Here is an 18083-nt window from a genome sequence, read left to right as displayed (position 1 = left end):
GTATAACAATTATTTATACTATTTAAGTTTTTATCTCCTGTCTTCTTACTTTAATATTATTTTTCTTTATCATTATTGTTATTAGAATATAACGCTTCACTAGCTCCATTACTAGCAATTACTTCTTTATACCAGTTAAAGCTTTTTTTCTCATAACGCTTTAGTGTCCCAGTTCCATCGTCGTGACGATCTACGTATATAAAACCATAACGTTTCTTTAATTGAGCCGTAGTGAAGCTGACTAAATCAATACATCCCCAAGAAGTGTACCCCATTAATTCTACTCCATCCTCAATTGCTTCTGCTACTTGAACTAAATGATCTCTTAAATAGGAAATTCGATAGTCATCTAATACCGTTTTTGTTCCATCTTCTAGCTCAACTAATTCATCAATAGCTCCTAAACCATTTTCCACAATAAATAATGGCTTTTGGTAACGATCATATAAGACATTAAGATAGTATCGAAGCCCCTTAGGATCAATCTGCCATCCCCATTCACTTGCTTCCAAATAAGGATTTGGCACCCCACCAATAATATTTCCTTCACCGGATTCAATCGAAGCATCACTAGATTCACAAATACTCATATAGTAGCTAAAAGAAATAAAATCAACAGTATTTTTTAATAATTCTTTATCTTCTGCTGTAATATTTAATTCAATATTACTTTCTTTAAAGAATCGTTTAGCATATGATGGATACTGACCTCGTACTTGAATATCAGAAAAGAAGAAATTTTCTCTTTCTTTATTAAGCGTCGCCCAAACATCATCAGGTGCTGGAGTCATTGGATAGACAGGCATGCCTAAAATCATGCACCCTATTTGAGCATCGGGGATAATTTCATGGCACATTTTTACTGCCATTGCACTTGCTACTAATTCATGATGAATTGCTTGGTAAATATCTTGTTTACTTAATTCTTCTAAAGGTGTATAAATTCCTCCACTTAAAAAAGGTGCATGAGTGATTGAATTAATCTCGTTAAATGTTAACCAGTATTTTACTTTATCTTTATAACGTTTAAATACCATGCGCGCATAGTGCTGAAAAAAGCCAATCATCTCACGGCTTTTCCACCCATCGTAACTTTTAGATAAATGTAAAGGGGTTTCATAATGAGATAGCGTTACTAGTGGTTGTATTCCATACTTCAAACATTCATCAAAAACGTCATCGTAAAATTGTAGTCCTTTTTCATTTGGTTCTTTCTCGTCTCCCATTGGAAAAATTCTAGACCAAGCAATAGATAAACGAAAAACTTTAAATCCCATTTCTGCAAATAGTTTAATATCTTCCTTATAATGATGGTAAAAATCAATACCGATAAGTTTCATATTATCTTGTGTCGGCTCTAATGTAGGACCAGCTTTTATTCCCCTTGGTGCTACGTCTTGCACACTCAAACCTTTACCATCAACATTATAAGCTCCTTCACATTGATTAGCAGCAATTGCACCACCCCACAAGAAGTTTTCTGGAAAGTTTGTTTTCATAATTAATCTCCTATATTTTCATTATTTTTTATTATACTAATAGTCTCTTCATCTAATAGTAGATTGTACAAAGCCCCATAAAGATTAGCATCATTATTAAATTTTGTAGCCTCAATAATTGGACAATGTACTGATTTTTGCAATAATGGTTCTCTCATTCTCAATCTATTAAATGAATTTTGAATTCCTTCAATTACTATTTTATTTGCGCTGATTCCTCCTCCTATTACGTACTTCTCTAACTCCAAAATACATTGAATATTATTAATAAGTTCAGCAATACTGTCGCAATAATCTTTAAATACTTTATTTGCAAAATCATTACCAGAAATAATAGCTTCGAATACAACTTTTCCATCTAAAGGATCTTCTAATCCTAAATATTCTCCAATTGTCTTTACCATTCTTACAGCTGAAGCATTGAATCCATAAAACTTTAAATCACTAGTTTCTTCTGATTTATTTATCATAAAACTAATTTCGCCTGCCGAATAATTCTTTCCTTTTCTTAATTTTTTATTTAATACTATTCCACCTCCAATTCCTGTACCAAGTATAATTGCAGCACCATCATCAACATCTTGTAAATTACCTAACCACATCTCTGCAAGAGCTGCTGCCTTACCATCATTTTCTACAGCAACAGGAATTTTATATTTATCATGTAAAATTGATGCTATAGGACACTTATCTAAAAAAGTTAAATTGCCACCTCCATAAATTATACCTTTCCTTGTATCCACTTTTCCTGGAGTACTAATACCAATTCCACTTATATGTTCAGATTGTTGTTCCACTATTTCTGATAAATCTAATAGTAAGTCATTTATGTTTTTTGAAGTTCTTTTTTGGTTTTTAGAAATAAGATTACCTGAATGATCTAAAATTCCGTATTTAATAAAAGTTCCTCCAATGTCTATACTTAAATAATGTTTATTATCCATATTATTATTCCTTTCAATATTATTATTCCTTTTAATATTGTTATTCATTTTAATTACTATTTTAAAACTATAGTGTTAAATGAATGTCCTTCTAATTCAACTTCAAATACCTCACCTGAAAATTCAATATTAGCAATCCTGAATTTATCATTTTTATTTGAAATTACAATAATTATAGATTCATCAGGATTCTTAAATGCTACTGCATCAACAGAATCTACACCTGAAGTAGTTAATCTTTTTGCGCCTTTTTGAACAAAATGAGAAAAATGTTTCATTACATAGAACTCCGGATTATACTCAATTTCTTTGGTTTCTGAATTTACAGTTATCATAGAGTTCTGTTCCCATCCCCATGTACTCATACCTTTTGGTTCTAAAACAGCATTCCAATACATATATCCATTTGCTCCATTAACAAAATAGTGTCTAAATAAATTAAAAACATATTCTGCATATAACCATGTATTTTTACCATTTCCACATTCATTTTCAGTTTGAATGAAGCTTTTTTCTGGAAATGCTTCAACTGAACGTTGAATAGCATTTTTTCCTGCCCATTGATATCCTACACCACTCACATATTTATATGCCTCAGGATCTCTCAATACTAATCCAGCATAAACGTCAAAATCTTGTGTATAATCTTCCAGCCATTCAACATAAGGTTCAGGTGCATTAATTGTTCCTAACCAAATCTCACTCTTAATATTATGCTTTTCAAATGCTGGTCCTAAATGATTTTTAATAAAATCTCTTAATTGTTCTCCTGTCCATCTACAAGATGGAAATTTTTGATCTGCAACTACTTCATTTTGAATATGAACTTGGTGTATGGTAATACCTTCATTTTTATATGCCTCTACAAATTTAACAAAATAAAGAGCATAAGCTTTAAGGATCTCATCTTCCCAACGTAATGTTCCGAAATTACACGTTTTTTGTGTTTTCATCCAAGTTGGTGGACTCCATGGTGAAGCAGTCAGAACTATATTCGGATTTCTCTTTAATGCTTCTTTTATATAAGGCATAAGCAACCTTTTATCGTTTTCTATACTAAACCTTTCCATATCGAAATCATTTTCATTTTCATTATAACTATACCATTCTGTTGCATAATCACTTGCTCCAATAGGCATTCTACAAAGATTAAAACGACAATCTCCTTCAGGTGAAAATAATTGATCTAATATTTTTCTTCTTTCATTTTCATTCAAATGATTTAATGCTTTCATACCTAATTCATTGAAACAAGAACCAAACCCTTCTATAGTTCTATTTTCAGTTTGTGAAATATGTAGTGTTGGTTTAGCTTTTACTATGTTTTGAAGTTCTTGTTTTAAAAATTTATCCTTTTTTGTAGTTTTATAATATGTAAAATTCATAATCTTTACTCCTCCGTATATTTTCTTTTTTCTAAATCACTAATAATTTTTGTATATAACTTATCTAGTTTGTAAAACTTAAGTAAAATAATTTGTACGACTGCTAAAATCATAGGTAACCAAGTAAATAATATGTTAATAGTAGTTATAGCACTATGCGGTTGAACCATAGCTTCTCCATTATAATGACTAAAGGCTAATAACCATCCTACAATAGCTGTACCTAAGCCTATACCTACCTTTAATCCAAAATTTCCTGCACTATAAACTAGTCCTTCTGTTCTAATATTTGTTTTCCATTCTCCATATTCAATTGTATCCGCTAATAAAGCAAAAATTGTGGCTGAAACCAAAGCGTTTCCAGCTCCTCTAACAATAATAGAAATATAAATTAACGGAATACTTGTTAAATCTATTAAAGCAATCACTGAGCCTAAAATAAAAATTACTGAACCTAAAATAGCCGTATTACGTTTTCCACATTTCTTAATTAATGGCATAGCAATAATTAACATAACAATTAATGTAGGAACATTTTGGGCAATAGACAAACCTCCGACTAAATTTTTGTCCTTAAGTATATGCTGAGCATAATAAATCATACTTCCACCCATAATTCCCATACTCATAAATACTACAACCAATAATAGAACTATAATAATCCAATATCTGTTTTTAATTAATGCTTTTATTCCATATGTAAAAGAAATATTTTGTGACTTTTCTTTATTTACTGCTACAATTCTTTCTTTTGTTGTTTTAAATGTGATAAAAAATATTAATGTAGCACTAATACCAAATATACCAAAAGTTAAAATCCATGCCTGTTGTCCTCCGCCAAAAAAAGATACAAGTGGTAAAACCAAAGCGCTTACACAAAGAGAACCAGCAGTTGAACAAAACATTCTATAAATATTAACTTCTGATCTTTCATTTTGATCTTGTGTCATTAATGAATTTAGTACACCATACGGAATATTAATAGCTGTATAAACTACATTGATTAACACGTAAGTTCCAATAATATAAGCTAACTTTCCGGTATTACCTATATTCGGTACAGAAAAAAGTAATATTGTACCTATACCAAATGGAATTGCCATCCATAAAATCCATGGTCTAGCTTTTCCATACTTTGTATTTGTTTTATCTACAACAACACCAGCAGCAATATCCATAAAGCCAGAAATAATACGCACTACTAGCATTAATGTACTAATAATGGCAGCTGCCATTCCCATAACATCAGTGTAAAAATATAATATAAACATACTAAGAGAATTCCAAACTAAATTACATGCAAAATCTCCTAGTCCATACCCAAGTTTCTCAGGAAATTTAATTTTTTCTTTATTGCTATCATAATTTATTTGGGTAATTTCTGTATTCAAATTTTCTCCTCCTTACCATTTTTAAATAAAATAATTACATATAAAAATAATTACTTTAAAGTATTTAATTATAAAAAATACTATATTAACGTTAACAGTAACCGTTATCTTCATTTTATAATTAACTTATGGTAAAATCTATATCATAAACAAATCGTTTTATACCATTTTTAAATGTATTGGAGTGACAGAAATGGATTCAGATTGGTTAAACAAAGTAAAAAAATTACCCTATTTAGATTCAAATATTAGATTTTTCGGGGGACATAAACATAAAGTACAAAAAGGCTGGTCAGTTTCAGAGGAATATCATCATGCATTTGAAATTTTGATAGTTTTAGACGGAGAACAATTAACAAATACAAATAACCAAGAATACATAATTAAAAAAAATCATATAATGTTAATTCCACCTGGTTACAGACATGTGAATACTTGTATTTCCAAAGAGGGTATGACTTATTTTTGTGTTCATTTTGATATTGATGATCCTGAAATTCATCATGATTTGATGTGTTATTGTGATTTTATTTTTACAGAAGGAAATGAAATACATACTAAATTAAAAAATATCTTAAATAAATGGATTAACATATTGGATATGGATAGTGATAATTTTTCTTTAATAAACAAGCTAGAAGTAGAAATTATACTAATGAAATTAATTATAGAATTACTTAAATATGTGGAGACAAAAAAGCAGTTAGAAGTAGAGAATAATTATAGTACACTTTATTATGCACGTTGTATATGTGAAAAAATCCAAGAAAACTTCCGCCAATTTTCTCTAAATCCTTCTGAAGATAAGTTAAAAACATTAACAATTAAATATATAGCAAATGAGTTAAATATTAGTAGTGGATATGCCTTAGTAAAGTTTAAATCTACTTATAATATGTCTCCAAAAACTTATCTTAATCAGCTAAAATTTAATGAAGCTAAAATTCTCTTGGGTCAACCTAATATTACTTTATCTGAAATAAGTGAAAGAATTGGTTATAGAAATGTTTCTCACTTTAGCCGTCAATTTAAATTATGGTGTGGAATAAATCCCTCTGAGTTTAGAAATATACTAACTAGATAAAATCTATAAGCATAAAAAAATTCTCTATAATACTTACTTAGTATTGTAGAGAATATCATACGTGATCTTTAAAATCCACTAACATTTAGAAAAGCTTATTATAAAATAACTATGTTATTTTATAATAACAACACTTAGTATCCTATATAATATTATATTTTTTCTTTTATATTTACTGAACTATTAAAATAAAGTTATAAAGCACAAATATCCAATTTCCAAAACAGCCTCACCAAATCCATCTATAATAAATTCTCTAACTGCTTCAGTATTATTACCAATAATTCTTGAAAAAGCTACAATATAATCTTTTATGTCTTGGGTATCTATTTCTTTATTCTTATTCATACAATATTTCAAAAATACGGCATACCTTACTAACAAATACTCTAATATAATCAATTGAAAAGAAATAATCATCTCCTTAATATCACTACTTATACAACAACTTAAAATCTTAGATACAATACAATTTTCAATTAACTTATTATATTCTTCAAATAATCTTTTATAATCATGCCATTTAGCTGAAAGAGTTCTAATTTTAATATTTTCAGCAAAATCAGAAATATCTTTCAAAAGAATATCTAGAACAGAAACCTCTTTATAATTCTGAATAATATCTAAAAATAAATAATTAATTTCTTCAACTGAGTCATTTATGTTTAAATCTACATCATGATACATATCTATAAGTTCTCGTATATAATCTCCATTCTTATACTTTTCTAGTTCTTCTAATAAATTATCTTCTCTAAAGCTTTCATTTTCTAAAATAGTTAATAGCATTTGAAAGCTAATAATCAGCTTATCTTCTAATGAAAAATTTTTCTGCTGCACTATATTAACCAGAGTTTCTCTGATTTTAAGTTCTAATAAATTATTTTTTAAATTAGTATTATTTTCTGAAATTATATTTATTTTTCCATTTATACTACTTATAAGCTCTACTACTTCAGGACATGCACATGATAATAAAAGTTCCTTTTTATCTTCAAATATGTTTTCTATCCTAGGAAACATGTGACATGTTAAAGATAAATACTCCTCTCCATGGCTTTTTACTATCTTACATAATCCCTGGTTATCTAAGAAAGGACATGCTTCATGAGTTTCCTTATTTATAAAATACTCTGTTTTACTTTTGCAGTTTTTTATTTTTATATTATTAAAAATATAATCAGACTTATTATTTTTTTCTTTCCATTTATTGTATGTATCCCCATCTATCCCAATATCCCAGCCTTCACAACATGTAAACTTACATTTATCAGCTATGCACTTGAACTTATCATAATTTGAAAGTTTTAATATATCTATTACTTTATTCATATAATTTAACTCCAATTTTTTAATAATATTAGCTTAAACATTAATTATTATAATAAAATTCTTTAGTTTTAGTATACTGTTTTCAAAAAAACTCTACATCATTTTTTAGTGTTTTGCTATGTTTTTATACATTTGAGCTACATTTATTATAAAATAATCCAGCCCCTTCTATGATTTCCTGTTCCTCAAATAAACTTAAGACAGCCTCATTATAATCACTTAACTTTTGTGTCTTCTTTATTTTTTTAGCATATTTTTTACTATCTGAAAATATGTAAATCATATATCCCCATAATTCTTTCATTCTAAATATTGCATTTCTATCTTCATTAAATAATTCTCTATATTTATTAAAAATTTCATCATGAAAATCTTTTAATACTTTTTTGTCTATATTAGTATTATTTTTTATCTTATTCATTAACCCTGGATTAGCTAGTATCCCTCTCCCTAGCATTACTGTTTTTACTTCTGGAAAAGTTTTTATTAATTTATTATGATCTCGAGCAGTGAAAATATCACCATTATAACATACAGGATTGGTACTTAAAGATAATGCATCTTTAAATATCTCTAAATTAGGTTTATTTCCATAAAAATCTTTTTGCGTTCTAGGATGAATAATTAATTCTTCTATAGGATATTTATTGTATAATTTTATTAGCTCATAAAATTCTTCTGGACTATCTTTTCCTATTCTAGTTTTTATAGAAATTTTTATATCATCTATTTTAAATATTTCATCTAAAAACATATCAAGTTCTTCTCTTTTGGCTAGAAATCCTGAGCCTCTACTTTTTGAAACAACCGTTCCAGCAGGACAGCCTAGATTTAAGTTAACCTCGTTATAACCTAATTGTTGTAATTTTCTAGAAGTAATAATAAAACCTTCTGAATCATTAGTAAGTATTTGAGGCACTATATTCATCCCTTTATTATTTTCTGGCAAAACATCCCTTAGTTCTTTGGTTTTAAGACTTCTGCTTTTATTTGTAACAATAAAGGGCGTAAAGCATTTATCAATATTATGAAAAAATTTTTCATAAGAATTTCTATATATGTATCCCGTAATTCCTTCCATTGGTGCTAAATAATATTTCATTTAATAACTCCTTTATAAACATTCTAAAAAACAAAATCTTTTAATACATTATTTAATTTTTCAAAAACTTTTAACACAAACCTTAAGATATACGGTAAAAAGAATGATGCTAATAACACTGAAGCAGCCAAAATTAATATATTATAATTTATAGTTTGTCCTGTTTTAACCTGATATAAGTGTATCGCTCCTACGGATATAGCAGCAATTATTAATAATTTAGATGCTATCCATGAAACTACATTTATAATCTGGCATAATAATATTATTACTGATAATATCGCTATTAATGGTAAAGCTAATATCTTAAATGGTAACATAAGCAAATCAAATATTTGTTTAGTATTACTTTTTGGACTTTTCTCAATCGCTTTTTGTTTTCTAGCTTTTTCTTCTTTATTATCGTTCAATTTATTTTTCTTATCTTTGTTTTTTGAAACTCCTTTTTGGCTAACATCATTCCTTTTTGTGCTAGCATTTCTTCCTTTGCTTTTTGAGTTATTTCTAGATATATAATTTTTACTTTTATTATTAACCTCTAGTTCTTTTTGTACTTCTTGTGGTTGAATAATTAATGTTTCATTTTTATCCATTAATTGACTTTCTTCTAAACTATTTAAAGCTTCATATGCCTGATCAAATAACTTCAAAAATTCATTAAGTCGTTTTTCATTAACTACTTCTTTTTTTATTTTTTCTACTTGCTTTTCATACGCTTTTTTTATTGCTTCTTTTGATGCATTTTTTTCTACACCTAATATTTTATAATAATCTGTCATTTTTCGTCTCCATCTAATCCATCGTTAGTTAATATACTTATATTATCAACTACAGTATTTTTTTTCATACTAATTTTACTCCCTTATTAACAAACTACCTTACAGATACATTACATAAGTATTTAATGTATCTGTATTATATCATAAACAATAATTTCTTTTTAGCAAAAGAAATTATTTTAAAATCTACATTTTTTATTTTTTTATCTAAATTATTTTCTAAATTTTTATTTTCTACTCATAACTAAAAGCTGTTTAACATTTTGTTTTAATGTTACTAACTCATCTGCTACATTATTGTAAATAATATATAAATCAAATATTTCAAATATATTTCTTTTATAATTATATTTCTTACATTTTTCCACAATTCTATAATATATTGATAATTAAGGGGGTGATATTAAATGGATACTAAAAATAATTTAAACTCAACTCAAACCAATATACCAAAAACAAACATGAAAAAAACTCTGTCCCTTTGGAATTTTTTCACTATTGGGTTTGGTGCCATTATTGGTACAGGCTGGGTTTTACTAGTAGGTGATTGGATGATTATTGGTGGTGGCCCTATAGCTGCTATGATTGCATTCATTATTGGTTCAATTCTCCTTTTACCTATTGGTGCTGTATTTGGAGAACTTACCTCAGCTATTCCTATTTCAGGGGGTATAGTTGAATATGTAGACAGAACTTTCGGTTCTAAAATTTCATATATTACAGGTTGGTTCCTTTCATTAGGAAATGGCATTCTTTGTCCTTGGGAAGCAATTGCCATCTCTACTTTAGTATCTGAAATGTTTGGAGAATTTTTCCCATTTTTACGCAGTGTAAAGCTTTACACAATACTAGGTGCTGATGTTTATCTTTTCCCAACATTAATTTCGCTTTGTTTTGCAGTTTATGTTATTATATTGAACTTCAAAGGTGCTTCTTCGGCTGCAAAATTACAAGGATTTTTAACAAAGGCTTTACTTGCAGGTATGATACTTGCTATTGGAATTTCCATTTTTAAAGGTAGTCCTTCTCACTTAAATCCAATTTTCAGACAAGTAGATGCCACAACTTCCTCTACAAGTGCTACTAGCCTATTTTCAGGCATTCTTAGTGTTTTAGTTATGACACCATTCTTCTATGCAGGTTTTGATACTATTCCTCAACAAGCTGAAGAAGCAGCTGAAGGACTTAATTGGAATAAATTTGGTAAAGTTATTTCTATGGCATTACTTGCATCAGGTGTTTTTTACATGGTTTGTATTTACTCATTTGGAACTATCATTCCATGGAATGATTTTATTAAACATACTGTTCCTGCTCTTTCTTGTCTTAAAGATATCAATGTAATTTTATACATTATCATGCTTTGTATTGCTACTTTAGGACCTATGGGACCTATGAATTCATTCTATGGTGCTACTTCTCGTATAATGCTTGCTATGGGACGTAAAAACCAACTTCCAAAATCATTTGCAAAAGTAGATGCTAAAAGTGGTACTCCTGTTACTCCAAACATTATTTTAGCAATTCTTACTTTAATTGGACCTTTCCTTGGTAAGAATATGCTCGTTCCACTTACTAATGTTTCTGCACTTGCATTTATTTTCTCTTGTACAATGGTAAGCTTTGCTTGTCTTAGAATGCGTAGAACAGAACCTGATTTACAAAGACCTTATAAAGTTCCTGGTGGAAAATTAGGAATTTCTGCAGCGTGTTTAGCAGGATCTATCATAATTGGGTTAATGATTATACCCGCAAGTCCTGCTGCTCTTAAACCACAAGAATTGATTATAGTCCTTGGTTGGCTTGCAATCGGGTTAATTCTTATGACACTTACAAATATAAGTAAAAAAAATAAAAATGTTTAATCTGTTTAATATAAATATATAAATGCTATTAAGCAATCTTTAATAACAAGTTTATTAAAATTACTTATTAGCAAATTTATTATGCAAAAATAAGTTTGCTCTTAATTGTTGCTTCTATACAGAAGAAAATTGAGAGCAAAGAAAATTATAATATATTAAGGGGGAATTTATAATGAATAAAATTGCTTTTATAGGTGGTTTACTTATTGATGGTACTATAAATGAGGCTGTTAAAGACTCATTAGTATTAATAGTTAACAAGAAAATCGAATATGCCGGTCCTAAAAAGGATTTTGGAGAAGATTACAGAAAGGTTGATATATCAGGAAAAACAATTATGCCTGGTCTTATAGATAGTCATTTACATTTTTCTGGTAATCTTACAGACGATGATAGTGATTGGATTTTAGAAGATCCTGTTCAAAAAACAGTTGTTGCTGTTCAACAAGCTCATGACTGTCTTGAACATGGTTTAACTACTGTTGGTGAAATTTCACGTTCAGGTTTACACATTCGTAATATGATTGAAGCAGGAATTATGCAAGGACCTCGTGTAGTGGCTACTGGTTTAGGTTTTGCACGTACTTGTGGACATGGTGATTCACATAGAGTTCCTCTATGGTATAATGAACAATCACATCCATGGGCTGAACGTATTGATGGGCCTTGGGAACTTCGTAAAGCTGTTAGAAGAAGATTAAGAGAAAATCCTGATGCTATAAAAATTTGGTCAACAGGTGGAGGTATTTGGAGATGGGATAAAAAGCTTGATCAACACTATACGCTTGAAGAAATCCAAGCTGTTGTTGATGAATGTAATATGGTAGGTATCCCTGTATGGTCACATGCTGAAGGATACGGCGGAGCACTTGATTCAGCTAAAGCTGGTGTTCATCTAATTATTCATGGACAAACACTTAATGATGAATGCTTAGATATAATGGCAAAAAAAGGTATTTATTTCTGTCCTACTATTCAATTCCTTAACGAATGGTTTAAGACATATGCTCCACCATATATTCCAGAAATACATGATCGATATCTAGGTGATACTGTTGCTAAAAAAGAATTAAACCGTGTTTATGATAACCTTAGAAAAGCTAAAGCTAAAGGGATAGGATTAACTATTGGCTCTGACTCATTCTGTTCAAGCTTAACACCATACGGTACAACTGCTATTGGAGAAATGTATTCATTTGTTGAAAAAGCTAACATTTCACCTATGGATACAATAATGGCCGCTACTAAAGTAGGTGCTGAAATGCTTAATGTAGGAGACATTACAGGTACTTTGGAAAAAGGAAAATTTGCTGATCTTCTAGTCATCAATGGAAATCCTCTAGAAAATATTCGTGCAATAGCTGTTGATAATATGGATATTATCATGAAAGAAGGGGTTATTATAAAGAATACTTTTATAAAAAGCACTTTCTAATATAAATAAAATTTGATTATGTAATTAAATATTTAAATTACATGCTTTGTTTTAAAACCGTGTTGATATTGTTATATAGAAATCATGGACGGTGAAATTTACTAAGTTAAATTCAAATATTAAAAATATTCAGTTTTAAAAAAATTGAAAGTCAATAATATAAACCCACAAAAATCTTAAATTTAAGATTTTTGTGGGTTTTAATATAGAGATAATTTAACCTTGATATTTTAATGCTTAGCAATTTTTTTTATTCTTTATGTTTCATTTCTTAACCTTAAAACAAAATTATAATCTAAAACTTTCTTTCTATCAAAATATGCTTTGTAATACTTAATTTATTATTTTATTTATTGTTGGAACTATTAAGGATTTCATTATCATCAAAATTGCAAATATGAATGGTAAAGATCCTATTGAAAATGCCATACGAAAGATATTTATTAGAGGAATATATAATATAATCATTGCTACTATAGTTAATAACAAAGTATATTTTGCTACTTCCTTGTTAGTTAACCTTATTATTGCTAATGAAATAAGGGTTAACATCAATGGTATCATAGTTAAATAACTAGCCCCTGGTAAAAATATCATTGATACACTCAATAATATTGTTTGAATTAATACTCCAGCAAAAAAGTTCTCATTTATATTCTCTTTCTTTTTCATTTCTATTTTAAACATAAATACTAATAATACTATTGGTAGAACAATAACTAAAATATCATCTCCTGGAACATTCCCCATATGATTTAAAGTAAAATTAACTCCTGAAACAGTTGCTAGACCCAAACTAATAATTAGACCTAATATTAATGTACCTATAATATGAATCAAGTTTTTTCCTATTGATTTTAGTATACCTTTAATCTTGTCCCTATTATGTATCATTGTCACTATCACTGCAATTATTATTATGATAGCTAATATTCTTCCTAAAGTAACACTATAATCTAAAATCACATTAGGTAATATCATAAAAAATATTGAATCATTTCCTTGTTTAAAATAATCTAGGTCATTATATTTATCAGAATAAATAAACTCTTCAACTATTGGTAGTACTTGGTCTCCATAATGCTTAAGGCTTTTATCACTAATATTCTTATAAGAATCCTCTGGAGTATGATAGTACTCTACATTATCTAATGTAGTGAAGTTAATACCTGCTAGTCCTCTATTTTTAATATTTAAGAAATCTGATCTACCTGACTCCTTATATAAATCTGTAATTAATGATGATGTTACAGGATAATTTGCATTTTTATACAAATTCAATACTCTATCATTTTTTTCACTTGTTTGAAACATTATCACAGACCCACTTGTACCTCTAGCTTCTAAGTTAATAACATATGATACATTTTTGTATAACGAAAAATTATTATTAAACTCCTCCCTTGATCCAATTAAATGCATCTCTTCTCCATCTGTTATTAATACCTTAATTCCATTTTCTAATGTCTTTCCACTGTCTCTTATATTTCTTAATGTCTCTAATATTGTTACAACACCATATCCATCATCTGATGCTCCATAAGAATATCCCTCGTCATTTTGAGGGTTAGTTCCTGCAGAGTCATAATGAGCTACAAGTAATATATAACTCCCATCTTCACCATTTTTACCATCAATTTTCCCATATATATTATTTAAATCTGCAACTTCGCCTTTGTCATTTTCTACATCTTTATAGCTAAAAATCTCTGGATTCATATTTAATTCTTCTAGTTCTTTAACTATATATTGTCTTACATCTTTTAATGCTTCTTGATGATGCACCGTTGAATGTGGTTCCTTAGTTATAACTTTTAAATCTTCCTTTGCCCTCGTATAAGAAAAATTTGTACTATTCTCTTTTGTATTTGGATAATGCATTGTTATACATCCTAATAAAATTGATAAAATACATACTGCTAAAATTATACCTTTTCTTTTTTTCATAATAACTCCTCCTAATACTTACTGTATGAGAAGAGTATAATAATTCTTTTTTTATTTATATATAGTCTAAAGCTCTTATTTTACTAAAAAAAGACTAGTACACTAGTACTAGTCTCCCTTATTTACAAGGTTTATAAGCTCCACCTTATTTTTAACATTCACTTTTTTATAAATATTATAAACATGATTTTTTACAGTATTAGCCGATATAAATAATTTCTCACCAATTTCTTTATTACTTAAACCCATACTAACATAATCAACAATTTCCTTTTCTCTATTAGTAAGACATTTTAAATATTTTTTTTCTTCCTGTATTATTCCTTTTTTTTCTTTAATACATACTATTCCTAATATACATTGAAGTAAATAAATTATACCTAAGTAAGGTGCACTTTGAAGAATTTTAATCTTATAACTAAATAAAAATAATATGCTTGTTACTATTATTAGTCCTATAATAATTCTCATCTGCATATTCAACTTTTTATATAATTCATTATCCTTAACCTTCTTAATAATTTTATATACATAAAAGACAACTGCTACTACTAAAACATAATTTATTACCTTAATAATATTCTCAATTTTATATTGCACTAATATTTTTCTAATATAAATACCTATCGTATCTGTTAAAAACAAAATAGAAAAAAATGTTTCTCCAATAACTATGTCTTTTAATATAATTATTTTATCTTTTTTATATACTAACCAACTTAATGTAATAAAACCTACACCTAATGCAAAACACAGAAAATGTAAAATAATTATTATATGTACCATATTCTCCCCCTATTATAAGTTGTTATAACTATATATTAACATATCTGTGAATATTATTATATATTTTGTATATATACATGACGGGGTACAGTTCAGTATGAATAATGTCCTCTTTCAATCTGTTATTTATTTTCGCTTGTACAATAGTAAAAATTCACTATAAATTCATAACCTTTTAGTGTTAACCTATGTTAAATTTCTTTTGACATCTTCTTCATTTTTTCTTTTTGATTTAAGTATCTTATAAATCACCCCAAGCATTATAAACCATACAGGTGTTACAAATAAGGCTACACGAGTTTCCTTATTAAGTGCCAATACAACTATAACAAAAGCAATAAATGCTAGAATTATATAGTTAGCAATTGGGTAAAGTGGCATTTTGAATTTGCTCGAAGCCGCAAGTTCAGGATTAGTTTTGCGATATCTTAGATGGCAGATAACTATAATTGCCCAAATGAAGATAAAGCAGAATGTTGATATACTTGTAATGAGTACAAATACCCCTTCTGGCATAATATAGTTCAGAATAACTGAAATCAAAATGACAGTTGCAGAGAACATTAAAGCATTAGAAGGTACTTGACGAGAAGTTAATTTTTTCATTGACTCAGGTGCATTATTTTCTTTAGCAAGAGAGTAAACCATACGGCTTGTGCTGAAGATACCACTGTTACAAGCAGATGCAGCTGATGTTAGTACAACGAAATTTATAATACTTGCTGCTGCTGCGATTCCCACTGCAGCAAATACCTGTACAAATGGGCTTTTATCTGGATTAATTGAATTCCATGGGTATATACTCATAATAACAATAAGTGCTCCGATATAGAAAATAATAATTCTAATTGGAATGTTGTTAATAGCCTTTGGAATAACATGTTCTGGATTTTCAGTTTCACCAGCTGTTAAACCAACTAATTCGATTCCAGTAAAAGCAAATACAACCATTTGGAAGGAAAGGATAAAACCGCTTACCCCATTTGGGAACCAACCGCCATGACTCCAAAGGTTTGTAAAGCTAGATACACCAGTATCTGTAGAAAATCCTTTGATAATCATAAATGTACCAATTATAATTAATGATAAAATTGCAACAATTTTAATTAAGGCAAACCAGAATTCCATTTCGCCAAATAACTTTACTGTGGTAAGGTTCATAATTAGTAAAATCACAAGAACTATAAGGCTTGGAACCCATTGAGTTACATTCGGGAACCAGTATTGTATATAAAGTCCAGCAGCAGTTAAGTCAGCCATAGCAAGTGAAATCCAGCAGAACCAGTAGGTCCATCCAGTAATAAATGCTGCTCTGTCTCCTAGATAATCATGTACAAAGTCTACAAAGGAATTGTAGTTTAAATTAGAAAGCAATAATTCTCCAAGAGCACGCATAATAAAAAAACAAATTATCCCTGTTATCATATATGCAAATAAAATAGATGGACCAGCCAAGTGAATAGACCTGCCTGAACCAAGGAATAATCCAGTACCAATTGCACCTCCAATTGCAAGTAATTGAACGTGCCGATTTTTTAGTCCTCTCGATAAATTTTGATTTTCTGACATATATATTCCGCCTTTCTAAATGTTACTGTTTTTAAATCTGTGTTACTGAGATCACAATTTTCTAGAATTATTATTAGGCCATTGAGATATAACTTTCTATTTCTATGATACCCAAAAAAATATTATTGATGTCAGTGCTGTTATAAAGCATAACTACAAGATATAGTAGCTGCTAGTGCAGTACATAATGCTGCAAAACTAGTAACATCACCTTCTGCATTGTGCTCTTCTTCATTTTTTTCGAAAAGAAATTTTAGAGCAAGAGGCAATTTGAATAATTGAATTAATCCTAGACGTACGGTAAGATAGATTCCAGTTTCCATTAGTAAGACTAAAAGTGTAACCCCTCATACTATAGAATCGTTTTGAGTAAGTACTTTTGTTAATTGATCCATTTTATCCCTCCATCTTAGTCAAAAGACATGTACTAAAAAATGTCTTTTCCTATATAAGTATTTTGTGATTGGAGATACAAATGAGAATAGATAAGATCTAAATGAAGTAATTGATAATATATTACTTTTGTAAATAATGTTATCATTTCTTAAAGATATGTTACCTTTCCCCTGTCCTTTTACCTGAGAGTTTCGCCTTTGTGGCTTTCTCCTTCGGTGCTCATAAGAGTCTCTCCAAGGTTTCATCCAATAGCGGTCATCTCTAATTAAATAGGTACCTGAAAGATTTACTTCTTCGGTGAATGGCCATAGCCATTACTCTCCCGCTATCTTCGTCTGAATTATTAAATTTTACCGTTATATACTAATACATTTTTAATAAATTTGCAACAATTTCTTCATTTCATTATTAAAATAAAAAGATTATTTAGTCATAATTACTAAAAGCATTTATAATAAAGTAACAATGTTAAGTTAAATTAGAGAAATGAAATGGAGAGATGAATTACTATAAGTATTATTTTTTCTCTAAATGTCTATAAACTAAAATAACCCACGAAAATGAACTTA

At 28.6% G+C, this 18083-nt stretch carries 13 protein-coding genes, 1 pseudogene and 1 riboswitch; of the genes and pseudogenes, 3 read left to right on the top strand and 11 right to left on the bottom strand.

Annotated elements, in window-relative coordinates:
• Window positions 1-56: 56 nt before the first annotated feature.
• From BM027_RS16325 to BM027_RS16310, 4 genes are read right to left on the bottom strand one after another with little or no spacing between them, the layout of a single operon-like run.
• Window positions 57-1499, bottom strand: a complete 1443-nt coding sequence (locus BM027_RS16325) for a glycoside hydrolase family 1 protein (RefSeq protein ID WP_090094228.1) — start codon at window positions 1497-1499, stop codon at window positions 57-59.
• A gap of 2 nt (window positions 1500-1501) precedes the next feature.
• A complete protein-coding gene (locus BM027_RS16320; protein ID WP_090094227.1) occupies window positions 1502-2443 on the bottom strand; it encodes an ROK family protein in 942 nt (313 codons plus the stop codon).
• Between the two features lie 56 nt (window positions 2444-2499).
• On the bottom strand, window positions 2500-3828 hold the full coding sequence (locus BM027_RS16315; protein ID WP_090094225.1) for a glycoside hydrolase family 30 protein: 1329 nt from the start codon (window positions 3826-3828) through the stop codon (window positions 2500-2502).
• A gap of 5 nt (window positions 3829-3833) precedes the next feature.
• The gene (locus tag BM027_RS16310) at window positions 3834-5219 is read right to left on the bottom strand and encodes an MFS transporter (protein WP_090094223.1); all 1386 of its coding nucleotides are present in this window, start codon (window positions 5217-5219) and stop codon (window positions 3834-3836) included.
• Window positions 5220-5412: 193 nt separating this feature from the next.
• On the opposite strand from BM027_RS16310, the gene BM027_RS16305 reads away from it, so the two are divergent.
• Window positions 5413-6303, top strand: a complete 891-nt coding sequence (locus BM027_RS16305; RefSeq protein ID WP_090094221.1) for an AraC family transcriptional regulator — start codon at window positions 5413-5415, stop codon at window positions 6301-6303.
• A 183-nt stretch (window positions 6304-6486) separates the two neighbouring features.
• On the opposite strand, the gene fliB is transcribed toward BM027_RS16305, so the two are convergent.
• The 3 genes from fliB to BM027_RS16290 all read right to left on the bottom strand — a co-directional run bounded on the left by fliB (window position 6487) and on the right by BM027_RS16290 (window position 9516).
• Window positions 6487-7635 carry a flagellin lysine-N-methylase gene (fliB, locus tag BM027_RS16300; protein ID WP_090094219.1) on the bottom strand — a complete coding sequence of 383 codons (1149 nt, stop codon included), beginning with the start codon at window positions 7633-7635 and terminating at the stop codon, window positions 6487-6489.
• Between the two features lie 124 nt (window positions 7636-7759).
• Complete coding sequence (locus tag BM027_RS16295; RefSeq protein ID WP_090094216.1) at window positions 7760-8737, bottom strand: tRNA dihydrouridine synthase; 978 nt, start codon at window positions 8735-8737, stop codon at window positions 7760-7762.
• Window positions 8738-8760: 23 nt separating this feature from the next.
• Complete coding sequence (locus BM027_RS16290) at window positions 8761-9516, bottom strand: J domain-containing protein (RefSeq protein ID WP_090094214.1); 756 nt, start codon at window positions 9514-9516, stop codon at window positions 8761-8763.
• A 407-nt stretch (window positions 9517-9923) separates the two neighbouring features.
• Between BM027_RS16290 and BM027_RS16285 the strand changes: the two genes are divergently transcribed.
• Both BM027_RS16285 and BM027_RS16280 read left to right on the top strand, forming a co-directional pair.
• Window positions 9924-11381 carry an APC family permease gene (locus BM027_RS16285; RefSeq protein WP_090094211.1) on the top strand — a complete coding sequence of 486 codons (1458 nt, stop codon included), beginning with the start codon at window positions 9924-9926 and terminating at the stop codon, window positions 11379-11381.
• A 172-nt stretch (window positions 11382-11553) separates the two neighbouring features.
• Complete coding sequence (locus BM027_RS16280; RefSeq protein ID WP_090094208.1) at window positions 11554-12816, top strand: metal-dependent hydrolase family protein; 1263 nt, start codon at window positions 11554-11556, stop codon at window positions 12814-12816.
• Between the two features lie 333 nt (window positions 12817-13149).
• Here BM027_RS16280 and BM027_RS16275 read toward each other — a convergent pair whose 3' ends face one another.
• The 4 genes and pseudogenes from BM027_RS16275 to BM027_RS16260 form a co-directional block, all read right to left on the bottom strand.
• Window positions 13150-14763, bottom strand: a complete 1614-nt coding sequence (locus tag BM027_RS16275; protein ID WP_090094206.1) for a M20/M25/M40 family metallo-hydrolase — start codon at window positions 14761-14763, stop codon at window positions 13150-13152.
• Window positions 14764-14871: 108 nt separating this feature from the next.
• On the bottom strand, window positions 14872-15549 hold the full coding sequence (locus tag BM027_RS16270) for a response regulator transcription factor (RefSeq protein ID WP_090094193.1): 678 nt from the start codon (window positions 15547-15549) through the stop codon (window positions 14872-14874).
• 186 nt (window positions 15550-15735) lie between these two features.
• Window positions 15736-17118, bottom strand: coding sequence for an amino acid permease (locus BM027_RS16265; RefSeq protein ID WP_090094191.1), 1383 nt, complete (start codon window positions 17116-17118; stop codon window positions 15736-15738).
• A gap of 161 nt (window positions 17119-17279) precedes the next feature.
• Window positions 17280-17513 (bottom strand): annotated as a pseudogene (locus tag BM027_RS16260) (sodium:alanine symporter family protein); the annotation flags it as partial.
• Window positions 17514-17674: 161 nt separating this feature from the next.
• Window positions 17675-17761, bottom strand: a riboswitch (glycine riboswitch).
• Window positions 17762-18083 lie beyond the last annotated feature (322 nt).

This window comes from Clostridium uliginosum, assembly GCF_900112485.1.
GTDB classification, from domain to species: domain Bacteria; phylum Bacillota; class Clostridia; order Clostridiales; family Clostridiaceae; genus Clostridium; species Clostridium uliginosum.
Note: the sequence above shows the minus strand (reverse complement) of the source record. Positions and strands in the feature narration are given on the sequence as shown.

Coding starts and splice junctions, on each gene's coding strand:
- BM027_RS16325 (WP_090094228.1), bottom strand. CDS start 1,499: ATGAAAACAAACTTTCCAGAAAACTTCTTGTGGGGTGGTGCAATTGCT.
- BM027_RS16320 (WP_090094227.1), bottom strand. CDS start 2,443: ATGGATAATAAACATTATTTAAGTATAGACATTGGAGGAACTTTTATT.
- BM027_RS16315 (WP_090094225.1), bottom strand. CDS start 3,828: ATGAATTTTACATATTATAAAACTACAAAAAAGGATAAATTTTTAAAA.
- BM027_RS16305 (WP_090094221.1), top strand. CDS start 5,413: ATGGATTCAGATTGGTTAAACAAAGTAAAAAAATTACCCTATTTAGAT.
- fliB (WP_090094219.1), bottom strand. CDS start 7,635: ATGAATAAAGTAATAGATATATTAAAACTTTCAAATTATGATAAGTTC.
- BM027_RS16295 (WP_090094216.1), bottom strand. CDS start 8,737: ATGAAATATTATTTAGCACCAATGGAAGGAATTACGGGATACATATAT.
- BM027_RS16290 (WP_090094214.1), bottom strand. CDS start 9,516: ATGACAGATTATTATAAAATATTAGGTGTAGAAAAAAATGCATCAAAA.
- BM027_RS16285 (WP_090094211.1), top strand. CDS start 9,924: ATGGATACTAAAAATAATTTAAACTCAACTCAAACCAATATACCAAAA.
- BM027_RS16280 (WP_090094208.1), top strand. CDS start 11,554: ATGAATAAAATTGCTTTTATAGGTGGTTTACTTATTGATGGTACTATA.
- BM027_RS16275 (WP_090094206.1), bottom strand. CDS start 14,763: ATGAAAAAAAGAAAAGGTATAATTTTAGCAGTATGTATTTTATCAATT.
- BM027_RS16270 (WP_090094193.1), bottom strand. CDS start 15,549: ATGGTACATATAATAATTATTTTACATTTTCTGTGTTTTGCATTAGGT.
- BM027_RS16265 (WP_090094191.1), bottom strand. CDS start 17,118: ATGTCAGAAAATCAAAATTTATCGAGAGGACTAAAAAATCGGCACGTT.